The sequence below is a fragment of the Actinoplanes sp. NPDC021490 genome (genome assembly GCF_055562135.1).
In genome coordinates, this window is record NZ_JBVHFW010000004.1 from 104088 (window position 1) to 126337 (window position 22250).

Sequence of the window (22250 nt, forward strand, 5' to 3'; positions counted from 1 at the left end):
CCAACTACCCACGACCAAGCCCCCGTTACGACCACAGCCAGACGCACGGGGTGAAAGGACCGACACCGAGCGTTACATCGGCGCTGATCGTATTGAAGGACTTCACAGTTTTCAAGATCGAGACGATGAACTCTGTCGGCTGACCCGGCGAGCCGGTGACCCGATCGGCATGCGGCCGCGGCCGACACCGTCAATGCCCGACCATGGCGCGGCCGCAGAGAAGACCGCCGCAGTACTACGACACCGGCCATCCCGAAACCGGGCTTCACGCTGGATGTACCCGGGTCGGGCGAGGTGTCCTCCAGCAGGCCCCGAAGGACCCGTCACGTCACGGCACGCGACCGGGTCAGCCGGGAGGCGGAGGCTCGCTCTGAGGCTCGGCCGGCTGGGGGTAGCCGCCCTGCTGGGGGTAGCCGCCCTGCTGGGGGTGACCGCCGTTCTGCGGGTGGTAGGCCTGCGGCGGATACTGACCAGGCGGCGGCGGGTAATAGCCCTGCGGATGGTGGGCCTGCGGCGGATACTGACCAGGCGGCGGCGGGTAATAGCCCTGCGGATGATGGGCCTGCGGCGGATATTGGCCGGGCGACTGGGGTGGGTAATAACCCTGCGGCGGATAGGGTCCCGGCCCGAAGTTCTTAGGCGCGGAACGCCGACGTGACGAACGCACCGCCATCACGATTGCCGCCACAATGCCGCCAACAGCGATCACGCAGCACGTGACCCGGCCGGCCGCATAGCCGGCGCTGTACGAAACATCACTGCTGGACTCCGCTGCCACGATGGCAGCCCACCAATTCACTCCCGCGCCTCCCCAACTATCAACCGGGAAGCAGACCCTACCGGGACTGATCAGCCACCAGCCGAGTACCCACCGACCTTCTGTTCCACCAGGGCCTGCTGGCTTGGCGGAGCACCGGACGTTGTCGTCCATCTGGCTGCACTTGCCGCGAGGCCCTCCCGCCGGTCCGCAAGAACCGGCACAGTCAAAAGGGACGCAGCGCGCTGATGTCAGCGCCGGTCACGGGAGGTCACGATGGCCTGGGTGGAAGCACACGCCGGCCGGTACCGGGTACGTTACCGCCGCTCCGGTCACATCGTCACTGACAGCACCCACGCAAGCCGGGACGACGCCGACCGGCAAGCCAGATCGCCGACAGCAGCGTCCGGCACGTCATCACCCTGCTCGGACTCCTACTTCGCGAAGCTATCGACGACCACCTCATGCTCTTCGACCCCACTGCCCGGCTCCGGCTCCGCGACAGGCCCGCGAACAACGCCCCTTTCGCCACCGCCCATCAAGTCGAGCAGATCGCCGCCCGCATGCCCGACCCGAGCACCCGAACCCTGGTCATCACCGCCGCCTACACCGGCATGCGGATCAGCGAACTCACCGCCCTGACCCGAACTAACCTCCACCTCGACCGCGCTGTCATCCACGTCGCCGCCACCAGCGGCGCGCTGCACGAGGTCGCCGGCCACCAATACCTCGGACCACCGAAGACACCCGCCGCCGTCCGTGACGTCGCCCTTCCGCCGCTGCTCGTGGACGGCCTCGAACAACTCCTACGAGCGCATCCGTACGACATGGTCTTTTGCACGCCGACCGGCCGGTGGATATGGCGAACCAACTTCGCCTACCGGTGCTGGCGCTCCGCCTGCGACGGCAATCCCACTCGAGAGTGGAAGCCGATATCGACCGGACTGCACTTCCACGACCTGCGCCATACCCACCGCACCTGGATGGACGAGGACAACGTCCCCGAAGTCGTCCAAGCCCAACGCCTCGGGCACCAACTCCCAGGCATCCGAGGCGTCTACGCCCACACCACCCCGACGATGACCGAGCGCCTACTCGCCGGGCTCCAACAGCGATGGCTCAACGCCGGCGGCCACTGGTAGCCGAACACCCATCCGGGAGAACGCTCCGGGCAGGCAACGGCCCTGGAGGAGCGAAAACAGTCAGAAAATTAGGAAATCACCTGGTCAAGGCGGGAACTCAACCTGCACCGGTAATGGCCGAGGTGGAGAGATGCCGTTACCAGGGGAGCAAAAATACCACCCAAACAGGTGCAATCCTCGATCGACAAGATCAGTGATCAGCAGCCTGAGCTGCGGAAATACGTGGGCGATACTGGGATCGAACCAGTGACCTCTCCGGTGTGAACGGAGCGCTCTCCCGCTGAGCTAATCGCCCTCAACGCGTCATGACTGTACTAGATGCGGCCGCCCGGGTGCGAACAGGGGGTCACGACAGCCAGTCGCGGCCTACCTCGATCAGGTCGATGCCGAAGCTGAGGCGGAACGACACGTAGACGACGGCGCTGACGAAGATGAACGTGGCCACGCCGACCGCCGCCTTCACCGGCCACGACTGGCGGGCGATCCAGTGCGTCCAGGACAGGACGTGCTTCTTGGTGAACTCGAGCAGGTGTCGGGCCCACGCGAATTCGATGGCCCAGATGGCCAGGCCGGCGATCACGATGGCCCAGCCGGGGCCGGGGAGCGGGATCGCCACGATGCCGACGGCGACGACGATGGCGCCGAGCACTGCGATGGAGATTTTGAGCGCGAGCCGGCCCGTGGGGTTGGCTCGGATCTTATCCAGCACACCCGGCGAGGCCCGGTCTTCGTCCGGTTTCGTAGTCATTTCATCCCCCAGTGTTCCGGAGCCCCGTCACCACCCGGGAGAAATGGACGTTACCGGAGTAAGTCAACTGCTGGACCACCCGACGCCGGGCGGAACCGAGTACTTGGGCAGAACAGGACAAGATATCGCTTTACGTCTTGTGCTAAAGGGTTTTCGGAACCGTCTTCCCACTACTGGGTGAGATCAGCGTATGGCGGAGCGTAACGACAGGGATCACCTGAGTATGGGAAACGCGGGGTTCACCAGCCTCGCAGCGGTGCCGGGGGGAGTTCGTCCATGAGTACCATTCGTCCAACGACCGTCGAGGTCGAGACCTCGCTGCGGCTCGTAGCGCCTGATGCCACGGCTCTGCCCGTGCGTGCCAGTCTGCGGTACGACCCAGCCGACCCTTATGCGGTGCACGTTTTGTTCCACGCAGAATCAGCCGGTGGGGAAGCCGTGAGCTGGTCCTTTGCGCGGGAACTGCTCGTCACCGGGCTCGATGAGCCTGCGGGCATCGGGGACGTCCGGGTGTGGCCGTGGGCCACGCCGCGGGGCGACTTCGTGGCCCTCGCTTTGTCGTCGCCTGACGGCAATGCGTTGTTCGAGGTGCCTCGCAGTGTCCTTGTCCGTTTCCTCCGTCGCACCTATGTGGTGGTGCCGCGCGGCCGGGAATCGGAACATCTGGACGTCGATGCGGCAGTGAATCGGTTGCTGGCCGGCCGATAGCACTTGAAATACGACGGGCGACCCGTTCGGACACTGCCGGTCCGTACGGGTCGCCTTTTGCATAAACCGCCCGCTATCCAAATAACCGGACATTCGCCCCATAAATGCCGTTCGATGAGGCGTATAGGCGACAGCCGGGCGGTGCCCGGGTTTTGCCTCGTGCATCGCTGGTCGGCGCCGGTTACCGTCGTGGCGCGATGTCCACTGCAGCTGCGCGGCACGAAACCGCGATCACGTTCCGCCCGCCCGGCTGGGCGGGCGTCGGCACCTGCGCTCTGGACGCCGGCTCGGCCCAGCCGCCGGTCCGCCTTCCCTACCACGTGCTGGTGCTGGCCACGGCCGGTCACGGCACGGTCGAGGTCGACTTCTTCGGGCACGCGTGCCGTCCCGGCACCCTGCTCTGGGTCCGCCCGGGTCAGGCGCTGCGGGTCGGGCGCAACGGTCTGCGCGCCTCCGTGATCACGTTCGACTCCGCCCTGCTGCGGGAGCACGGCGGCGAGCACGGGGAGGAGATTCCCCTGCAGAACCGCTGGCAGCTGCGCGGCGAGGACGAGGACGCGGTGATCAGCGAGTTCACCCAGCTCGCGGTCGACTCCGAGCGGCACGAGCCGAGTTCGATCGCGGCCGACCTGCTGCGTCACCAGCTGCGCGTGCTGCTGTTGCGCCTGGCCCTGCTCAGCTCGGGCGGGCCGCCCGGCCCCGAGAGCCGCACCTACACCCGGTTCCGGGGTCTGCTCGAGGCCGGCCACCCGCACAGCCGCCGGGTCGAGGACTATGCCGAGGAGCTCGGCTGCTCCGTGCGTACGCTCACCCGGGCTTGCCTGTCCGTCACGGGCCGCACGGCGAAGCAGGTGGTCGACGACCGGGTCGCGCTGGAGGCCCGCCGGCTGCTCGCGTGCACGCCGCTGTCGGTGGCCGAGGTCGGCCGTCACCTGGGCTTTCCCGAGCCGACGAACTTCGGTCGCTTCTTCCATCGCGAGGTCGGGATGAGCCCTGGCCACTTCCGGTCGGAGGCTTCGGGGGAGCCGCGGGGGATCATTCCCGCACAGCGACGATCATCTGACTGAGCGTAATTCCCATAAAACCGTGGGGTATGTGCGAGTCAGTGGCGCGGAGGGGGCATGATGAATACGTGCAGATCTCCGCGCGCGGCGACTATGCGGTCCGGGCGGCCCTGAGCTTGGCTAGGGCTTACCCGGCCCTGATGTCTGCCCAGGCCATCGCCCAGGATCAGGAAATGCCCCGCAAGTTCCTCGAGGCGGTGCTGGCCGACCTGCGCCGCGCCGGGGTCGTGCGGGCCCAGCGCGGCGCCGAGGGTGGCTACACGCTGTCACAGTCCCCCCGCGACGTGACTATCGGTCAGATCCTGCGCGCGGTCGACGGGCCGCTGGCCGGGGTTCGCGGTCTCCGTCCGGAAGAGACTCGTTACACCGGCGCCGCGGAAAACCTTCCCAACCTGTGGGTTGCCGTCCGCGCCGCGGTGCGCGAGGTGGTCGACGAGGTCAACCTGGCCGAGCTGATCAGCGGCCGCATGCCGGCGCACGTCCGCAAGCTGACTACCCGCCCCGACGCGTGGCAACCACGCTGACGTTTGCCGATTTGCCGCATCGGGAATCGAACGGCCATCCGACGAACCTTGGAGGGACGTACCGATGGGCCTCGTTTTCCGCAAGCGTAAGAAGTTCGGCCCGTTGATCCTGAACTTCACCGAGAACGGCTACTCCTCGTGGAGCCTCAAGATCGGCCGCTGGTCCTGGAACTCGAAGAGCCGGGCGCACCGCTACGACCTGCCTGGTCCGTTCTCCTGGAAGCAGGACAAGAACAAGAGCCGGTCCTGACGTAGCGAACACTAGAGCGAGATGACGACGTCCCCGCCGAGCCGTCCCTCTGAGGGTCGGCGGGTGACAGTTCCCGCGTCGACGAGCGCGTGCAGCACCCGGGTGGCGTCGGCGGCCCGATAGACCGTCTCGGTGAGCGCGAAAGTGCGCAGTTCGGTCACCGTCGCCTCACCCGCGGATTCCAGATGCGCGAGGATTTCGCGTCGCAGCGGACCGGGATGCGGCGTCAGGGAAATGTCGATCAGATGCCGGTCGGGGTCGCCCGGGTCCCGATACCGTACGCCCGCGAACTCGTCGACCGACCACAAAGCCTCCTTGAAGCCTTCGAGGCTCTTGCCGGCCGTCGCACCGAACACTAATAGCTGGCCCGGTTCGTCCGAGACGGCCAGCTCGACCTGGGTGAACAGGGGCCAGCCCGTACGGTAGGAATCGGTTGTGGCCCCGGGCGGCAGGATCAGCAGCACCTCGGCCGGCTTGCCCCCGGTCAGGGCGGCCACCGTGGCGGGCGCCGGAGGCACTGTCCCGTTCGCCGCGTCCAGGCACCCCAGCAGCGGTACGCGTTGAGCACCGATCGCCTTGAGCCCGACGGGCAGCGTTCCGTCCGTTCCGCCGGAAATGGTGTGCACGGCCAGGCCGGCTCCCGCGCCCGACTGCCCGGCGATCGCCGACAGCCGTGGACCGATCTCGCCCAGGTCGTCGCCGGTGGCCACCATGGCCAGCTCGCGGCCGCGTACGAGATCGGACTGCTCGGCCAGGACCCGCATCGCCGCCTCGGCCGCGGCGCCACCGTCGGCGTCCGCGTAGCCATGGACGTAAATCACACGCCGGGCACGGTGCAGCGCGGCCGGAGCCCAGGCCTCGAGGTAGCGGACCAGCAGTTCCTGCTTGATTCGGGCGATCGCTTCAGAGGGCATAAGGGAGTTCTACAGTGTCCGATCCGCGAGCTGATCGCAACCTTGCACTTGTACCTACAGTGGTCACATGAGCACTATGGGACACGTGGCCCCTCCTCCGCTCGCCGAACTCACCGCGCGCGCCCAGACGTTGTCGTCGGCCGGCGACCTCGCGGGGGCCCGGCGTGTGCTGGCCAATGTGCTCGACCCGGCCGAGGCCACCGACCCCCGTCACGCGACCGCCGACCTCGCCATGGCCGCCGCCCTGCACGCCCGCATCCTGATCGCCCTCGGTGACGCCCACGGCGCCCGGCTCTGGGCCGGTTACGCCCACGCCGCCGAGGAGCGCCTGCACGGCCCCCACCACGACCGTACGATCGGCGCGGCGGCCACCCACGCGGCGGTCCTGCAGCGCGGCGGCCATTTCGGGAAGGCCGCGCAGGTCTACCGCCAGCTCGTCGGCGACCTGACCGAGCTCGAAGGGGCCGACTCCCCGCGGGTGCTGGCGGCCGAGGCCGACCTGGCCACGGCCGAGCATGCGGCGGGTCACTGCACGGCCGCCCGGTCCCGGCTCGCCGCGGCGTGGCGGCGGCACAGTCAGCGCTACGGCGACGCGTCCCCGGCCGGCATCAAGATGCTGGCCCGCCTGGGCGCGATGGAACGTGAGTGCGGCCGCGACGCCGAGTCCCGGGAGCACCTGGCCAAGGCGCAGGAGCTGTGCGCGCGCTACCTGCCTTTCGATCATCCTCTCGTACGCCAGGTGGCCGCGCTCGTGCAGGCCGCGCCGTCGGGCAAGCACGTCTGCGGGCGGGTCTCGCAATCCGACGGTCCGGGCGTCACCACGGTCGGCGCCCCCGGCGTGCGTTCCCTGCCCTTCCCGCGGCGGCCCACGGTGCCCGACCCCGAGGAGTTCCCGCCCGACGATCCCGGCTCGCCGCCGCCGGACAACCGCCCGACCGACCCCAACGGCACGGTCTATCAGCAGCCGCTCTATCTGGCCGACGTGCATCAGGAGCCGGGCGACCTGCAGGGCCGGCATGCCCGCGCCGACACGCCGCCGCCCATGCCCGGCCGCCGCGCCCCCGATTACGGTCCGGACGGCCGTCCTCAGCCGGTCGGTTCGGCCCCCGCTTCGACGTTCACCCTGCCACCCAACACCGAACGGCTTCCCGTACGCACGGAGCCCGCCCCCGCCCCCCGCCGCCGCCAGCCCTTCGTCGTGGCGGCCGTGCTGGTCGCCGGGGTGGCCGCCGCCGTCGCGGTCGTCGCCCTGACTCTCCCCGACGCCGACGGCTCGGAGGGGCCGGCCGCTGCCCCGCCACCGACCGCCGCCGCGCCCGTGTCCTCGGCGCCGGCCCCGGCCGCCTCGGCGACGACTCGCCCGCCGAAGGCCGACCCGGGCGCGCCCACGGCCGTCAAGCTGCGGGACAACCGCGACAGCGTCCTGCTGCAGTGGACCTACCCGCGAAACTCCGAGGGACCGATCCTGGTCTCGGGCGGCCGGGCCGGTCAGCCGCAGAAGCCGTTCCAGCAGCTCCCGGCGGGCAGCACCGATTACGTCGTCTACGGCCTGAACGAGACCACGAACTACTGCTTCACGATCTCGGTCGCCTACGCCACCAACAACATCGCCCGCTCGGTCCCGGCCTGCACCAAACGCTAAGCCTGGCTGAAGCGCCCGGCCTGGCCGTTGTGCACGTCGGTCACCCACTCCCACCCGGGCCGGGCCGAGGGGCCGATCCGAGGGTCGGCGGGATCGCGGCCGTCGCGCAGGGCGAGCACGTACGCCCGGTCCTGCTCGATCCGGGCCCGCGCCTGACCGGCTCCGCCGACCGAACCGTGGCCGGGGACGACGGTGCCGGCGTCGCCCGCCACCTTCTCCAGCAGCCGCAGCGCGTCGAGATAGTCCCCGACCGGGTCGGCGCCCTGCCAGTCGAGCATCGGGACCAGGACGTCGGAGAGCATGTCCCCGGCGACGAGGACCCCGCGTTCCTCGAGGTACAGCGCCGCGTGGCCCGCGGCGTGCCCCTGATGCTCGATGATCCGGACGACCGGGCCGTCCCACGGGATCTCCGCCGCGCCCGCCGGCAGGGCGGTGATCAGGCCGTACAGGTCGAGCGGAATCTGGTCGGCGAGGCCGGTCGGTTGCAGGTGCTCGGCGATGCGGGCCTTGGCCTCGGGGTCGGACAGCTCGGCGTGGACGGCGGCCGCGCAGCGGGCCGTGCCGTAACGGGGGGCCGAACCGAGCCGGGCATGCCAGAGCTGGTGATCCCAGTGATCGTGGGTCGAGAACCCGGCGACCACGGTCCGGCCGGCCAGGTCGGAGGCGAGGCAGGCCAGCTCGTGCTCCTGCACCCCCGGGTCGATGAGCACCACGCCGTCGCGGCCTTGCACGACGATGGCGTTGCTCTTGATGAATTCGCTCTCGTGGACCTGCACGCCCTCAGCGACCTGCGTCAGCATCAGCTGGCCGGCCGGATCGCATAGTGGTGCATCGTGACGCCCTGCTTGAACGACCGCTGCTCGAGCAGGTCGAGCTCGACCGGCATGGCCCCGTCGTCGAACAGCGGCCGGCCGGAGCCGAGGATCGCCGGGTGGGTGAAGAGCAGCAGCTCGTCGAGGATCCCGGCCCGGAGCAGCTGGGTGGCCAGCGTCGCGCCGCCCACACCGAGGGTGCCGTCGGTGGCGTCCCGGAGCGCGGCCAGTTGCTCGATCGCGTCGTCCCCGCCGATGATCCGGGTGTTGTGATCGGCGCTGTCGCGGGTGCGGGAGACGAGCACCTTGGGGGCGGAGGTCCAGATCTCGCCGTACTCCCGCATGAAGTCGGGCTCCGAAGCGTCCTCGCGCGCCTGCGGCCAGAACCCTTCCATCGTCTCGTAGATGACCCGGCCCTGGACGAGGACCGCGAGCGTGCGCGCCCGGGCGTTGAACTCCCGGTGCACCTCCTCGTCGATGCGCATCCAATCGCCCCCGCCCTCGTCGCCGGGAGCCTGCTCGATCCGCAGGTCGAGGGACACGTTCATCCAGTACTGGAAGCGGCCCATCGTCCCCTCCTCGCCATAGTGGTTGCAATTTGCAACTAGTATAGGGAGAGGTCAAGTGGTCCTCAGCCATCAGCGGATTGACGAACAGCGTGCTCCCGCTCGTACGCCGGGTGAACTGGACCTCGCCGCCCACGGCCGCCGCGATCTGGCCGTCACTTGGCCGGCGTGCCCTCCGGGAAGTGCCAGTCGGGGCTGGTCGAGGCGGGCGTCACCGCGACCACGTGCTCGTTGGCCCACGACCCGCGGTCGACCAGTTCCAGTTCCGAGAACGACAGGTTGGCCAGGTGCACCTCGACGCCGCGGTTCCACAGGGCCAGCGCGAGCGGCAGGCCGGCGTACACGTCGAAACCTCCGCCCGCGCCGGCGATCAGGACACGACGGGCCGGGGCCAGCGCGGCGAACAACGGCGGGGTGGTCAGCGAGAACGTCACCCGTCGATGATCCACCCGGGGCGCCATGGGGCCGGTCAGACACCGACCGCCTTGAGCTCGGCCCGGATCTGCTCGGCCTCGGGCGCGTCGAGTTCGGTGTAGAGGCTCAGCGCCTGCTCGAAGTGCTCGCGCGCCTCGTCCGGGGCCTCCGCGGCGCGGCCTATCCCCGCGTGGGCGAGCGCCTGCTGGCTGCGGGCGCCCGACTCGGTGGCGATCGCGAGCGCGGCGGTGTGGTGGGCGATCGCCTCGGCGGGGCGTCCCGCGGCCAGGGCAGCCTGGCCGAGTCCGTTGAGCACGTGCGTCTCGCCGTCCTGGTCGCCGTTCTCGCGGACGATGACCAGGGCCCGCTCGTGGAAGCCGATCGCCTCGCCGGGCCGGCCGAGCCGGGTGTGCAGCAGGCCCAGCGAATCGAGCACGGTGCCCTCGCCGGCCCGGCTCCCCAGCTGCTGGAACAGCGCCAAGCTGCGCCGCAGGTGCTCGCCGGCCGGACCGTGGTCGCCCGCCAGCATTTCGCTGAAGCCGAGCGAGTTGAGCACGAACGCCTCGGCGTGCCGGTTGCCGATCTGCCCGGCCAGCTCCAGCGCCTGCCGGCAGTAGGCGATGGCCTCGGGATAGCGGCCCGCCCGTTCCATCGCGTTGCCGAGGCCGTTCAAGGTCAGAGATTCCCCCGTACGGTCGCCGGCCCGCCGGAACAGGGCCAGCGCCTGCTGCCACAGGTCCGTCGCCTCGTCGATCCGGCCCGCCCGTTCCGCCAGCGTGCCCAGGTTGTGCTGAACCTGGGCCAGCCCGCCCGGCTCGTCGAGCTCGCGGAACAGCCCGGCGGCCTGGCGCAGGCACGCGGCGCCCTGGTCGGTGCTTCCCATCCGCAGATAGGCGACGCCGGTTCCGATCAGCGCGTGCCCCTGCCCGCTGAGGTCCCCGCTGTCACCGGCGGCGCGCAGGGCGTGCCCGTGCACGGTCAGCGCGTCGGCGTTGCTGGTGCCCTGCAGGAAGCGGTAGAGCACCTGGGCCAGCCGGGTGGTGTGGCCGGGCCAGCCGTGATCGGCCGTGTGCGCGGCCACCGCGATCAGCGTCAGCCGCTCGGTGTCCAGCCAGGCCGAGGCGGCCGCGGCATCGGACAGGTTGGGCGCGGGCGAGGCGGCCGGCGCGATCGCCGGGCGGCGGTGGGCCTCGGCCGGGTGCAGCGTGTCCATGGCGGCCGCGGCCGTGCCCAGGTAGTGGTCGAACAGGCGGGTCAGGGCCTCACGGCGCGCGGGCGGCCGGTCCTCGTCGTGGGCGCGGGTGACGGCGAAGGCGCGGACCAGGTCGTGGAAGGTGTAACGACCCGGGCCGGTCGGCTGCAGCAGATGGTCGGCGTGCAGGTCGCGCAGCCCGGCCTCGGCGTCGGCGAGCGGGACGCCGGCCGGCGCGGCCACGGCGTACGCGTCGAACTCCTGCCCCGGATGCAGCGCGGCCAGACGGAGCAGCCGCCGCCGGCCGGCCTCGAGATGCTGATACGACAATGCGAGCGCGAGCTCGACGCCGGTGTCCAGGCGCCGGTCGTGGTGCCGCTCGTCAAGCCGGTCGGCGTGGTCGGTCAGCGTCCATCCCGGAGTGTGCCGGATGTGCCCGGCGACCAGGCTCAGCGCCAGCGGCAGGTGACCGCAGCGCCCGGCGATCCGCCCGGCCGCCCCCGGATCGGTGCCGACCGGCACGTCCGGCAGCGCACCGGCCAGGAAGGCCAGCGCCTCGTCGCCGGTGAACGCGTCCACGGTCAGCCGGATCGCCGGGCCCAGGTCGATGAGACTGCGCCGGCTGGTGATCAGGGTGAGGCAGCCCGCCGCGTGCGGCAGCAGGGGACGCACCTGCTCGGCCGAGGCGGCGTTGTCCAGCACGACCAGCGTCCGCGTGCCGGCGATCCGCTCGCGGTAGGCGGTGGTGCGGGCGGGCAGCCCGTACGGGACCTGGTGGCCGGGCACACCGAGCAGGCGCAGGAACCCGTCGAGCACGGCGGCGGGATCGGCCGGTGGCTGCGACTCGTCGGGGTGGAAGCCGCGCAGGTTGACGAAGAGCACCCGGTCGGCCTCGTGGTCGCGCAGCAGCAGATGCCCGGCCCGGACGGCCAGCTGCGTCTTGCCGATGCCGGCCATGCCCTCGATCGCCGAGATCACCACGGCGTCGCCCTCGCGCGCGGCCAGCCGCAACCGGTCGAGCTCGCGGACCCGGCCGGTGAACGTGGCCAGATCGGGCGGCAGCGCGTCCAGCACGCGGACCTGGGCGACCGCCTCGATCTCGCCGCTGACGACCCGCAGGGCCTGACGCCACTGCGACACGTACGTCGCGTCGGGGTGCATCGCCTCGACGACGGCGAGCACCAGTTCGGTGTTGAGCCGCCGTCGCCCCGGCTGGAAGCAGTTCGCCACCGTGGACCGTCGGGCCAGCTCGCTCGCCGGGCGCCCGGCCCCTTTCCAGGCCGTGTTGACCCGCTCGGTGACCGTGTCGTACGACGGATCACCGGCCCAGATCTTCAACCGCCGCAGCCGTTCGACGAGTTCGTCGAGCGAGGCGGCTTCGGACGGATCGGGCACATCGCTGAACGGCACGCCCGAGGCTAACCGACCAGAGCGGACACGGTCACCGCGGTCAGACCCCGAGCGGCGAGCGCGGACAACAACTCGTCGGTGGTGGCCACGACGCCGCGGCGCTTGTCGGTGCCCTCATGCAGCACGACGATTGACCCCGGCCGGATCGAGGCAGCCAGCCCGCCGGCGATCGCTTGGTCGCCCGGGCCGCCCGTGTTGCCGGCCACGAGGGTGCCGAGCACGGCCCGCAGCCCCTGCCCGGCCGCCGATCTGAGCATGCGCGGCGTGTAGAAACCCGACCCCGGGCGAAACCACCGGACCGGCCCGTACGGCGCGAGCAGCCGGCTCGTCTCGGCCAGGTCGCGCCGGAACTGCTCGTCGGGCACCAGCACCGACCGCTCGTCGCGCATCAGATGGTTGGCCACCTCGTGCCCCTCGGTGACGATCCGCCCGACCAATTGCGGATTCGCTGCGGCCCGCTCACCGACCAGGAAGAACGTGGCCTTGGCCCGGTGCTCGCGCAACACGTCGAGCAGCCGCGGCGTCGTCTCTGGATGCGGCCCGTCATCAAACGTGAGCGCGAACACGGGCGCCTCGGTCTCGACGAACCAGAGCACGTCACCGGGAATGGCGCGGGACAGGAGCCGGGTTGCCGGCTCTCGCCACCGCAAGAACGCGTTGACCATGAGTCATGGTACGCACACGGGCCGCGCACCTCCGGAGCCTCTGCGCAAGAGCGGAAAGTGGTGCATCGGGCACCTCAAGGATGCATCAGGGTCGATGGCGCGTCCGTTACGCTGCCGTCCGCAGGCGATTTTGCGGACAGCAAGAAAACCGTGAACCAGCTCATGCAACTGAAGAACAATTACGCCGAGTTGCCCAAGCCGCCGAAGGAGATCTGACGTGAAGCGCGGGGACTCGTCGGTGGAGTTCGTCGCTATACCGTCAGGTCCCGGCGTTCCCACCTGGCTCGCAGCCGAGCTGCTTGACCCCGGTGTGCCGCGGGAATGTTTCGCGGGGCTGTTCGAGGCGGTGGACCGGGCCGAAACCGGTCCCGGTTCCCGCACCGACATGGTTGTCGTCGGGCTGACCGGTCATGTCGGCTACTTCTGCGTGGATCTCACCACGCGGGCTTTCGTGATCGCCGATGAAACCGGGATCCTGACCCCGGTCAACGCGACGCTCGGTCAGTTCCGTGACTGTGTGCGCGCCGTTGACGCCGTCTGGCGGCCCTCGGAGTGGGTCGAGCTCGAGGACTGCGATCGAGCGGCCACGCAGATCAACGAGGCGATCAGCGCGATCGACGGCACCGCGCTCACGACCGACGAAGAGGGACTCTGGGAGACGTTCTACTACGACGTCCAGATGGGGAATTACGGCTGAGTCGGGCCGGCGGCCGCGACGGGTGAGCCCGTCGCGGCCTTTCGGCGTCAGACGCGGGGGAGCAGGACCTTGGCTACCTTCTTGGCGTCGGTCAGGTTCTGGTCGTCCGAGGCGCCGCGTGAGTAGATGTCGAGCTGGACCGTGCCGTACAGGACGTACAGGTGGCCGGCGAGCAGGAACGCGTCCTCGCCCACGCCCTCGACCGGGGAGGCTTCGGCGATCATCACGTCGAAGTCGGAGGCCGTGGTGCGGCTCAGGAAGACCGCGAGCTGGCCGCTCTCCTGCTGCCACTGGCAGTAGCGGGTGGCCTCGCCGGGCTCGGCGCCGTCCTCGTCGATCTGGGTGATCGTGCGGCCGGTCAGCGACGTGACCTCGGGCTCGGAGAGCAGCGTGCACACGTCGGGGATGTCGCCCGCGTCCTTGACCGAGCCGAATCCCGAGTCCGCGGTCGGCGACGAAGCCGGTGTCGGCTTAGTGCCGGCCGGGGTGGTCTGGGCCGGGGCGGGCGTGGCGTTGACGGCGGACTCGACGAGACCGCAACCCGAGGTGAGAGAGACGGCGACGAGGGCGGCCAGGGCGACGAGGCGGTGCTTCACGGAGTCTCCTCAAAAGAAGTGCTGATGGGAGGACCATGCGTGCCGCCACCAAAAAATCGCTAAAGGAGCTCCGCCACCGCCTCGGCCAGGGAGGTCTCGGAGGCCGACCGATACGCCTGGGCGACCTGAAAGGGTGACAGCGCGGCCCGGGCGGCGGTCTCGGCGGCGTCGCGGTCGGCGATCTCGTCGGGCGTGAAGCTGGGCGCCCCGAGGGCCGAACGTTCCCGCTCGGCCAGCGCGAGCAGCCGCAGCCCGTTACCGGGAGCCGACTCCAGCACGTCGAGCTGGGCCAGCCCCTCGATCGCGTCGAGCTGCCCCTCGGCGATGCCCAGCTCGGTATAGAGGGTCAGCGCCTTGCGCATCGCCGCGCGGGCCGGCTCGTACCGGCCGCGCCGCCGGTCCGTCGTGGACAGGTTGGTCAGCGCGGCCGCCTCGCCCCGGCGGTCGTTGAGGGCGCGGAAACCGGCCAGCGCGCGGGCGAACAGCACCTCGGCCTCGTCCAGGCGTCCCAGGCAGCGCAGCGTGCCCGCCGTGTTGTTGGAGGCGGCGGCCACCATGCGCGCGTCGGACTCCCGCTCGGCCAGCCGCAGCGCCTCCTGCCCGAACGCCAGCGACGCCGGGTAGTCCGCCTGCGCCTGCGCGGTGATCAGCAGATTGTTCAGCGCGGCGATCAAGCCCGTCCGGTCGCCCAGCGAGCGGAACGTGGACAGTCCCTCCTCGCCCAGCCGCCGGGCCCGTACGAGGCCACCGGAGTTGCGGGCCAGCGCGGCCGCCGCCCGCAGCGCCCGGGCCCGCAGCGCGGACGGTTCCGCCGAGACCGACAGCGCGCGGTCGAGCCGGTCCAGCCCCTCGGCCATCCGCCCGGCGACCCACCAGTACCACCACATCGCCGCGGTGATCTCCAGCCCGTGGGCCGGCTCACCCTCGCGCAGCGCCCAGTCGGCGGCGGCCACGATCGTGTCGTGATCGGCCCCGATCGCGGCCAGCCATTCGGTGTGCGCGGGCCCGTCCACGGGCGGCGGCACGGCCAGCTTCCGCATCCAGAAGCCGACCAGGTTCCCGTACGCCGAAGCGCGCTCGACCGGCCCCAGGCGCTCACGGGCGTACTCCCGGATCGTCTCGATCAGCCGGTAGCGCCCGTCCCGCCACTCGACCATGGACCGGTCGACCAGCTGGGTGAGCGGGTCGAGCGGATCACCGCCGGCCACCTCGGCCGCGGCCGCGAACTCGAAGCCGCCCGCGAACACGCCCAACCGGCGCAGCAGCTCCTGCTGGGGCACGTCGAGCAGCTCGTAGCCCCAGTCGATGGCGGCCCGCATGGTCTGGTGCCGGGACACCGGGGAACGGCCGGTGAGCAGGTCGAGCTGCCGGTCGAGGCGGGACACGATCTCGGACAGCGGCAGCGCGCGGAGCCGGGCCGCGGCCAGTTCGATGGCGAGCGGCAGCCCGTCCAGCCGGCGGCACAGCTCGGCCGCCACGGCTTGTTCGGCCGGGGCGAGCCCGGCGCCGCCGCGGGCCGCGGCCACGCGATCGGCCAGCAGGCGTACGGCATCGGAATGAGGATCGGTGGAGCCGGGAGCCGGGGTGGCCAGCCCGCCCAGCGTAAAGATCACCTCGCCGCTGAGGCCGAGCTGTTCCCGGCTAGTCGCCACCAGCCGCAGACCCGGGCAGGCGGCCAGCAGCGTGTGCGCCAGCTTCGCGGCCTCGGCCAGCACGTGCTCGCAGTTGTCGAGCACCAGCAGCACCCGCCCGCTCAACTGACGAATCACCGTGTCGAGGATCGGCGTGCCCGGTTCCTCGCGGATGCCGGCCGCGGCGGCCAGCCGGTTCCCGAGCGGGCCGTCCCGATGCTCGGCCAGCTCGACGACGTGCACCGTCTCGTGGTCGGCGGCCACCTCGCGAGCCAGTTCGACGCTGAGCCGGGTCTTGCCCACGCCACCCGGCCCGGCGATCGTCAGCAGCCGGGCCCGGCCCAGCAGCTCGATGACCCGGTCGAGCTCGGCGCGGCGTCCGATGAAACGGTTGCGCTGGGCCGGGACCCCGGGCGCCGGGCGGTCGAGGGTCGGGTCCTGCCGGCGGACGGCGGCGGCCAGCGCCTCGAGTTCCGGCCCCGGGCGGGCGCCCAGGTCGTCCAGCGCCGCGGCCGTCCGGTCGTACGCGGCGAGCGCCTCCCCCGACCGCGCCGAGCGATGGAGCGCCAGCATCAGCAGCCCGACCAGGCCCTCGGCGGTGGGCTGGGCGGCCACCCACCCGGCCAGCTCGGTCGCCGCCTCGACGGCCCGGCCCTCGGCCAGCGCCGCGCGCGCCCATTCCTGCCGGGCGTGCAGGCGCAGCTCGGCCAGCCGAGCCGCGGCCGCCGCGACCGAGGGTCCGGCCGCCACCCCCTCGTACGCGTCCCCGCGCCAGAGCCGCAGATCACGCGACTGCTCGAACTCGGCCGCGTCGAAGGCCGCGCCGGCCAGGTCGAGCCGATAACCGCTCGGGGCCGTGCCGACCCGGTCGCCCACCACCTTGCGCAGCGCCGAGACGTGCATCTGCAGCGTCGCCGTGGCCGTCGACGGCGCGCCGTCCGGCCACAACTCGGCCAGCAGCCTGTCCACCGTGACCGGCCGGCCCCCGGCTGCCAGCAGCACGGCCAGCAACGCCCGCGGTTTCGGCGGCACCGCCACCTCGCCGTCGTCGCCGCACACCCGCACCGGCCCCAGAACCTCGAACCGCACCCGCGCCTCCGCCATGTCTCGCGTTCGGTGGTCTCTCGGCGGCGCCGGTCCGGCTTCCGCACAGGTCGGACAGGGAGTGGAAACATGTTACGGGCAGGCCGGATCAGCTCAGCCATGTCGACCACGATCGTGTCGGCGACACCGACCGGCGACACCGCGGACGGCACGCTCACGTTGACCTGCGGCATCTGACCCGTCAGGACCGGCGGCGGGTGTAGGCGTCGAGGCCCTCGAAGACGCCCGGCGCCAGCCAGCTGCTGCCGGTGATGTCGGGCTCGCAGCCCGCCAGTTTCAGGCGCCACGCCAGCGCCTGCTTCGCGCCGGCGCTGTCGTCGAGGCGGAGGCCGCCGTCGCCCATCCCGGCCGGCAGCACCGGGTCGCCCGCCACCACCAGGAGCGTCTGCCGCTCGGCGAAGGCCATCGCCAGCCCGGCCTCGAGGATCAGATCCTGACTGGGGTGCATCGTGCCGCTGTCGGTCACCTCGTCGGGGGTCAGCACCACCACCGTGACCTCGGCCAGTTGCAGGCCGGCCAGCATGATCTCCCGGGTCGTCGGCATGAGCTTGTGGGTGGCCTCGACGCACTCGTGCAGCTCGATCGGCTTGAGCCCGATGTCGCGCAGGAACGCGTGCATGCGGTCGCGCACCTGCTGGTCGGAGGTGCACACCAGCACGCGCCGGGCGGTCTCGTCGACCGAGTGCGGCGCCAGCCGCACGGCCGGCGGGGGCGAGGGCGCGGCGGTGCGGGGCGCGGCCGGGAGAAGCATGCGGCCCGCGCCCGGCAGGTTGGCGGTGCCGTCCGACCAGGTCCACGCGTTGAGTTCGGCGAACCGCTCGGCCGCGGCGAGCACGAGCATCGAGTGCGGATTGTCGCGTTCGGCCGGCGCGTACGCGACCAGGCCCTCGCCCACCTCGTCGCCGCCGGACCACCAGCGGCCGGGCAGCTCGAACGGCAGCCCGTTGGTGAGCTCGGCGGCCAGCGTCTCATCGAGCTCCCGCGGGCTGCCGCCGTCGATCTTGGCCTGGTAGAGGTGGGTGCCGGTCAGCAGGTCGTCGCCGGGCCAGGGGGTGGCGACCGTGAACCAGTTGTCGATCAGTTCGGACCAGTCCAGACGGGACGGATCCCGCTGCGACAGGATCACCGACAGGTTGAGCCGGTCGTGCACCCGGCGGGCGACGGCCTGGAAGGCGGCGCCGATGCGTTCCTGGGCGGCCAGCACGACCTCGGAGCCGCCGGGCAGATCGGCGATCGCGGCCGGCAGGTGCTGGGGCAGCTCGGGCACGGGATGGCCCATCCCCAGCTGGAGACGGCAGTTCAGCCAGATCCGGCGGGCCTCGGCGTACGCCGGTCCGGCCCGCTCGCCGGTCAGCGGCGCGAAGACGTGGACCACGAGTTCGGGCTCGATGACACGCACGCCGATCACCGGTCCCCGGCGCCGAGCGCAATCGACAGGCGGCGTACCCGGGCATGGATCGGCGGGGGGCACGGCAGTGCGGGACTGCTGCCAACCCTTCCCCGCCGTACGGGCCCCAGCAGTTCCAGTTCCCCGACGGCCGAGCCCAGCGTGTTGCCGTCGGACGCCTCGGCCGCGTCCAGGGCGATCTGCAGCGTACGGTCGACGAGCTGCCACCGGGCCTCGGCCAGCCGCCAGCCGATGACCTTGCCGGCCGACTCTCTGACCTCTCGCACCAGGCTCGCCGACAGGCCGTGCATCCGTGCCTCGTGGCGCACCCGGGCCGCGTTGGCCAGCGAGCGGGCGCTCAGTTCGAGGCCGTCGCCGGGTTCGGTGAGAACCACCATCCGGCGGTCGGCGCTGCTCCGCCCGGCCGTGACGTCCCAGGCCACCGTGCCCGGCCCGAGCTCGCGCGGATGCCGCCACCACCCGGGGGCGTCACCCTCGGCCGCGGGCAGCGCGGCGGCCCACGAGGCGGGGTCGGCCCCCGGCCGGGGAGGTCGCGCCTGGAACACCAGGCAGGTGCCGATGGCGGCGCCGGGAACACCCGAGGCCAGCCGGGACCACCACCGGGCGTAATCGGCCCACCCGCCGGTGACCCCGATCCGGACCCGCCCGGCCGACGACTCCCGCGCCGCGAAGAGCAGCGACACGGTGAGCAGATTGCGCTCTCGGCGGGCGATCGCCCGGTAGCGGCCGGCGCCGTCCCGCGCGGCGGCGATCGGGCGTTCCCACCGATGCCGCGGGGGCTCGACCGGCGGCGCGACCGGCACCCCGGCCAGGACGGCCCCGGTCAGGTCGAGCTCGGACCGGCAGCGTGCCCAGAACGCGGCGAAGCCGGCCCACGCGCAGGCCGCGCCGGGTCCCTCCAGCGGGACGAAAGTGTGTGCGGCCAGCTGCTGTGTGGCCGGTGCGGTTCCCGTCATGGTCGGCCTCCCCGCATGCCGGGTTCGTGCAGGCCACTGTAGCCAGCGGATGCACGGGAGGAACTCCGGCGAACCGGCGGTCCGTTCCGGCTCGGGCCGTTCTAAGGTGTCGCGCGTCGCAGCGCGGCCCGGGCGGCGGCGACAGCTCCCGCGATATCACCGGCCGTCAGCCAGTCGGTGCCCGACGTCTCGGGCTTCAGCCCGGCCAGCTCGAGCCGCGAGACCAGGGCCTTGCGTTGCACCGGGCCGCCGTCGAGCCGCAGTATGTGCCGTCCGGAGAGGTCGGTGAACGCCTTGACCGGGCCCACCTCGACCAGGATGGTCCGGTCGGGGCCGAGGCAGTCGGCGTACCCGGCCTCGTAGATCACGTTGGGCCGGGCCTGACCGGCGACGTCGCGCTCGGCCGACGGATCGTCGTCGTGCAGCAGATCCTCGCGCAGGCGTACGAGATCGTCCGGGGTGAACAGCACCACCGTGGCCGTCGCCATCGCCATGCCGGCCCGCACGACGTCCCCCACGTACGGGTTGGGGCTGCCCGTGCGGGTCACGGCCTGTTCCCATTCGACAACTCGCAAGCCCAGGGCGCGCAGGAAGGTCACGACGGCGGAGACGGTCGCGCTGTCGCGCCCGGCCACCAGGAACACGGTGCGCTGGTCGGGGGTGGTCACCTTTCCGACCATACTGCCGGACCCCGCAGGCTTGGCCGTTCGGGCCCTGCCCGGGTGCCGCCGGCGCTAGCATCATGATGACGATGCGTGACGAGGGCGCTGTTACGGCTCGCCGAAATACCGCTGCGCTCCCCCTAGTCGAGGGTCAGCTACGATCGCCGGGTCCGCGCGGCTCTGCGCGGCCGAATCCGTTCTCGAAGGTGGCAGGGATGGCCCAGGAGTCATCAGACGTCGAAACCGGGCTCCTCGACCTCAGCGGGCTGAGCCTCGGCGAGCTGGCCGACCAGGACCCGGAGTCGTTCCAGCGTCCCCTGCTCGAGTTCCTGCGCCGCATCGACGAGCCCAGCCAGACGATCAGCGGCTACAACCCTCAGCGCCTCGACTGACGCCGGCCCGGCGGGCCCTCGGTGAAGGCAATCACCCGTACCGGTAACCGTGTCGGCCTTGCCGTGCACGTGCATATGCCACGAGAATCGCGGTCGCCCACTCCTCCGTAGCCAGGGGACAGCGTTGACTCTCGAACGTCAGGTCGCCACCGCCCCGGGGCGAACCGCCGCACGCTTCCACCGGGTTCCGGCCGGCGACTTCACCGAGCTGACCCAGGGCCGGGGGACCGCCGGGACGGTACGCCGACTGGCCGTGTCGGAACGCAGCGCCCGCATGATCGTCCTCTACGGACTTCTGCACGCGCTGACCGAGGGCGATCACGACTGCGGGCCGCTCGCCCCGCCGGCCACCGCCTGGAAGCTGCTGACCGACGCCGAGGCGGCGGATCGCGCGGCGGCCGACCGGGCCCTGATGTATCCGCTCACGGGCATCTGGGCGGCGCACACGTTCCGGCGCCTCCGCAAGATCGTCGACGACGACGCGCCGCTCTGGCTCGACCTCGGTTATCTGCACGCGGTTGCCGCGGTGGCCGCGATCCGGGCCCGGCTCGGCTCCTTCACGATCGACATTCCGGTCCGTGACGGCATGGCGGTTCTCCCGGGTCTGGGTTACGCAGCGTTCGCCGGGCTCGACGCCGTCCCGGCCCGGGTGGAGGCCCGGGCGGGCGCGGTGACGGTGACGGCCGGCGGCGTACGGGTTCCGGTCGTCCCGGAGGGGCCCGGCTGGCATCCGGCCGCGGTGTGCGTGGCCGAAGCCCGGGGTGCGCGCCTCGAGTTCGTGCTGGACGACTTCGATCCCTATCGGAATCTGCGGGGCTACTCGGCGGCGACCCTACTGTCCGCCGGGGACGTCGACCGGTGGCGCTCGCTCACCCGCGAGGCGTGGGAGATCCTCGTCGAGCAGGACAAGGCGGCGGCCGAGTCGGTGGCGGCCGCGCTGACTGTCCTGGTTCCGATCCCGGCCGCCCGGCCGCTGCGGCCGTTGAGCGCATCGTGCGACGAGGCGTTCGCGGCCGTGCTCGCGTCAATGCCCGACGACGGTGAGCAATTCGCGTCGACGCTGGTGCACGAGACGCAGCACATACGCCTTGGAGCCGTCCTCCATCTGTTCCGCTTCGTCGGCGACGACCCCGGCCCCCGGCTGTACGCGCCGTGGCGTGACGACCCGCGCCCGTTGCCGGGCCTGTTGCAGGGCTTGTACGCCTTCGTCGGGATCACCAGCTTCTACCGCGGGCGCGATCACGCGGTGGCCACTTTCGAGGTCGCCCTGTGGCGCCGCCAGCTGAGCCGCGTCCTCGCCGCGCTGGACGGGCATCCCGCGCTGACGCCGCTCGGCCGGCAACTGGTGGCCAACCTGGCCGAGCCGGTGCACCGCTGGGCGGCCGAGCCGATCGGGGAACCGCTGCGAACGCTGGGCGAGGACGCGGCGACCGACCACTTCGGCCAGTGGCGTTGCCACCACCTGCCGGTCCCGGCCGAGACAGCCGACGCGGCGGCCACCGCCTGGCTGGCCGGGCAGCCGTGCCCCGAGATCCCCGAGACCGCCGACCCGGAGCCCGTGGTCGATCGAGGTGTGGGCCGGCTCGACAGCCGCGCCGTCCTCACCCGGATCCGGCTCGGCCGGCCGGGGGTGTTCGACAGGATCCGCCGCGATCCGGCCTGTATCGGCGACCACGTCCCGGGGGCGCTGCCCGCCGACGTGCTTCTCGTCGCGGGCGAGCACGGAGAGGCGCTGGAACTCTACGAGCGGCATCTGGCCGCGAACCCGGGGGACGCGCGCGGGTGGCTCGGCCTCGGCCTGGCCCTGGCCGCGCTCGGCGAGGCGCCGGGGTTCCTGCTGCGGAGGCCGGAAGTCGTCCGGGCCGCCGCCCTGCGGATCGCGGCACGAGGCGAAGCGCCCCCCGCCCGATCATTCGTTCGCTGGTTCGAGTATCGCTGAGTGGCGTGGCGCCGATACCATCAGTAGTCTTCGACTTGACTCCCGGCCCCCGACGGA

At 71.6% G+C, this 22250-nt stretch carries 22 protein-coding genes and 1 tRNA gene; 9 read left to right on the top strand and 14 right to left on the bottom strand.

What is annotated here, in order from left to right; all coding sequences use genetic code 11:
- Positions 1 to 346: 346 nt before the first annotated feature.
- Positions 347 to 667 carry a hypothetical protein gene (locus ACZ3I4_RS12235; RefSeq protein WP_465381945.1) on the bottom strand — a complete coding sequence of 107 codons (321 nt, stop codon included), beginning with the start codon at positions 665 to 667 and terminating at the stop codon, positions 347 to 349.
- Between the two features lie 554 nt (positions 668 to 1221).
- Here ACZ3I4_RS12235 and ACZ3I4_RS12240 point away from each other — a divergent pair.
- Positions 1222 to 1899, top strand: coding sequence for a site-specific integrase (locus ACZ3I4_RS12240; protein ID WP_465381946.1), 678 nt, complete (start codon positions 1222 to 1224; stop codon positions 1897 to 1899).
- A gap of 223 nt (positions 1900 to 2122) precedes the next feature.
- Here ACZ3I4_RS12240 and ACZ3I4_RS12245 read toward each other — a convergent pair.
- Together ACZ3I4_RS12245 and ACZ3I4_RS12250 are read right to left on the bottom strand one after the other, a co-directional pair.
- Positions 2123 to 2194 (bottom strand) — tRNA-Val (locus ACZ3I4_RS12245).
- A 51-nt stretch (positions 2195 to 2245) separates the two neighbouring features.
- Positions 2246 to 2647 carry a TIGR02611 family protein gene (locus tag ACZ3I4_RS12250; RefSeq protein ID WP_465381947.1) on the bottom strand — a complete coding sequence of 134 codons (402 nt, stop codon included), beginning with the start codon at positions 2645 to 2647 and terminating at the stop codon, positions 2246 to 2248.
- A 276-nt stretch (positions 2648 to 2923) separates the two neighbouring features.
- Here ACZ3I4_RS12250 and ACZ3I4_RS12255 point away from each other — a divergent pair, with 276 nt between their 5' ends.
- The 4 genes from ACZ3I4_RS12255 (at position 2924) to ACZ3I4_RS12270 (ending at position 5193) form a co-directional block, all read left to right on the top strand.
- Positions 2924 to 3355 carry an SsgA family sporulation/cell division regulator gene (locus ACZ3I4_RS12255; protein ID WP_020514863.1) on the top strand — a complete coding sequence of 144 codons (432 nt, stop codon included), beginning with the start codon at positions 2924 to 2926 and terminating at the stop codon, positions 3353 to 3355.
- A 197-nt stretch (positions 3356 to 3552) separates the two neighbouring features.
- The gene (locus ACZ3I4_RS12260) at positions 3553 to 4422 is read left to right on the top strand and encodes a helix-turn-helix transcriptional regulator (protein WP_465381948.1); all 870 of its coding nucleotides are present in this window, start codon (positions 3553 to 3555) and stop codon (positions 4420 to 4422) included.
- A 65-nt stretch (positions 4423 to 4487) separates the two neighbouring features.
- Positions 4488 to 4943, top strand: coding sequence for an RrF2 family transcriptional regulator (locus ACZ3I4_RS12265; RefSeq protein ID WP_184956002.1), 456 nt, complete (start codon positions 4488 to 4490; stop codon positions 4941 to 4943).
- 64 nt (positions 4944 to 5007) lie between these two features.
- Entirely contained in the window at positions 5008 to 5193 is a 186-nt protein-coding gene (locus ACZ3I4_RS12270; RefSeq protein WP_465381949.1) for a DUF4236 domain-containing protein, read from the top strand.
- 11 nt (positions 5194 to 5204) lie between these two features.
- On the opposite strand, the gene ACZ3I4_RS12275 is transcribed toward ACZ3I4_RS12270, so the two are convergent.
- A complete protein-coding gene (locus ACZ3I4_RS12275; protein ID WP_465381950.1) occupies positions 5205 to 6107 on the bottom strand; it encodes a hypothetical protein in 903 nt (300 codons plus the stop codon).
- Positions 6108 to 6174: 67 nt separating this feature from the next.
- Between ACZ3I4_RS12275 and ACZ3I4_RS12280 the strand changes: the two genes are divergently transcribed.
- Positions 6175 to 7749, top strand: coding sequence for a fibronectin type III domain-containing protein (locus tag ACZ3I4_RS12280; RefSeq protein ID WP_465381951.1), 1575 nt, complete (start codon positions 6175 to 6177; stop codon positions 7747 to 7749).
- On the opposite strand, the gene ACZ3I4_RS12285 is transcribed toward ACZ3I4_RS12280, so the two are convergent.
- The 5 genes from ACZ3I4_RS12285 to ACZ3I4_RS12305 all read right to left on the bottom strand — a co-directional run bounded on the left by ACZ3I4_RS12285 (position 7746) and on the right by ACZ3I4_RS12305 (position 12808).
- Entirely contained in the window at positions 7746 to 8549 is an 804-nt protein-coding gene (locus ACZ3I4_RS12285; RefSeq protein WP_465381952.1) for an MBL fold metallo-hydrolase, read from the bottom strand. The two genes, ACZ3I4_RS12280 and ACZ3I4_RS12285, sit on opposite strands and share 4 nt — an antisense overlap.
- The gene (locus tag ACZ3I4_RS12290; protein ID WP_465381953.1) at positions 8549 to 9130 is read right to left on the bottom strand and encodes a dihydrofolate reductase family protein; all 582 of its coding nucleotides are present in this window, start codon (positions 9128 to 9130) and stop codon (positions 8549 to 8551) included. Before ACZ3I4_RS12290 ends, ACZ3I4_RS12285 begins: the two co-directional genes overlap by 1 nt.
- A gap of 152 nt (positions 9131 to 9282) precedes the next feature.
- Positions 9283 to 9561, bottom strand: a complete 279-nt coding sequence (locus tag ACZ3I4_RS12295) for a hypothetical protein (RefSeq protein WP_465381954.1) — start codon at positions 9559 to 9561, stop codon at positions 9283 to 9285.
- 35 nt (positions 9562 to 9596) lie between these two features.
- Positions 9597 to 12143, bottom strand: coding sequence for a tetratricopeptide repeat protein (locus tag ACZ3I4_RS12300; RefSeq protein WP_465381955.1), 2547 nt, complete (start codon positions 12141 to 12143; stop codon positions 9597 to 9599).
- Positions 12144 to 12151: 8 nt separating this feature from the next.
- Positions 12152 to 12808 carry a polysaccharide deacetylase family protein gene (locus ACZ3I4_RS12305; RefSeq protein ID WP_465381956.1) on the bottom strand — a complete coding sequence of 219 codons (657 nt, stop codon included), beginning with the start codon at positions 12806 to 12808 and terminating at the stop codon, positions 12152 to 12154.
- Positions 12809 to 13025: 217 nt separating this feature from the next.
- Between ACZ3I4_RS12305 and ACZ3I4_RS12310 the strand changes: the two genes are divergently transcribed.
- The gene (locus ACZ3I4_RS12310; protein ID WP_465381957.1) at positions 13026 to 13505 is read left to right on the top strand and encodes an SUKH-4 family immunity protein; all 480 of its coding nucleotides are present in this window, start codon (positions 13026 to 13028) and stop codon (positions 13503 to 13505) included.
- Positions 13506 to 13552: 47 nt separating this feature from the next.
- Here the strand turns inward: ACZ3I4_RS12310 and ACZ3I4_RS12315 are convergent, their stop codons facing one another.
- From ACZ3I4_RS12315 to ACZ3I4_RS12335, 5 genes are all read right to left on the bottom strand, one after another.
- Positions 13553 to 14101, bottom strand: a complete 549-nt coding sequence (locus tag ACZ3I4_RS12315) for a DUF3558 domain-containing protein (RefSeq protein WP_465381958.1) — start codon at positions 14099 to 14101, stop codon at positions 13553 to 13555.
- Positions 14102 to 14160: 59 nt separating this feature from the next.
- Positions 14161 to 16821: an AfsR/SARP family transcriptional regulator gene (locus ACZ3I4_RS12320; RefSeq protein ID WP_465381959.1), complete on the bottom strand. Its 2661-nt coding sequence runs from the start codon at positions 16819 to 16821 to the stop codon at positions 14161 to 14163.
- Between the two features lie 196 nt (positions 16822 to 17017).
- On the bottom strand, positions 17018 to 18235 hold the full coding sequence (locus ACZ3I4_RS12325; RefSeq protein WP_465381960.1) for a CATRA conflict system CASPASE/TPR repeat-associated protein: 1218 nt from the start codon (positions 18233 to 18235) through the stop codon (positions 17018 to 17020).
- A 5-nt stretch (positions 18236 to 18240) separates the two neighbouring features.
- Positions 18241 to 19200: a CATRA conflict system CASPASE/TPR repeat-associated protein gene (locus ACZ3I4_RS12330; RefSeq protein ID WP_465381961.1), complete on the bottom strand. Its 960-nt coding sequence runs from the start codon at positions 19198 to 19200 to the stop codon at positions 18241 to 18243.
- Positions 19201 to 19301: 101 nt separating this feature from the next.
- A complete protein-coding gene (locus tag ACZ3I4_RS12335; RefSeq protein ID WP_465381962.1) occupies positions 19302 to 19868 on the bottom strand; it encodes a TIR domain-containing protein in 567 nt (188 codons plus the stop codon).
- 209 nt (positions 19869 to 20077) lie between these two features.
- Here ACZ3I4_RS12335 and ACZ3I4_RS12340 point away from each other — a divergent pair, with 209 nt between their 5' ends.
- Together ACZ3I4_RS12340 and ACZ3I4_RS12345 are read left to right on the top strand one after the other, a co-directional pair.
- A complete protein-coding gene (locus tag ACZ3I4_RS12340) occupies positions 20078 to 20254 on the top strand; it encodes a hypothetical protein (protein WP_465381963.1) in 177 nt (58 codons plus the stop codon).
- A gap of 124 nt (positions 20255 to 20378) precedes the next feature.
- The gene (locus ACZ3I4_RS12345) at positions 20379 to 22193 is read left to right on the top strand and encodes an HEXXH motif domain-containing protein (RefSeq protein WP_465381964.1); all 1815 of its coding nucleotides are present in this window, start codon (positions 20379 to 20381) and stop codon (positions 22191 to 22193) included.
- Positions 22194 to 22250: the final 57 nt, after the last annotated feature.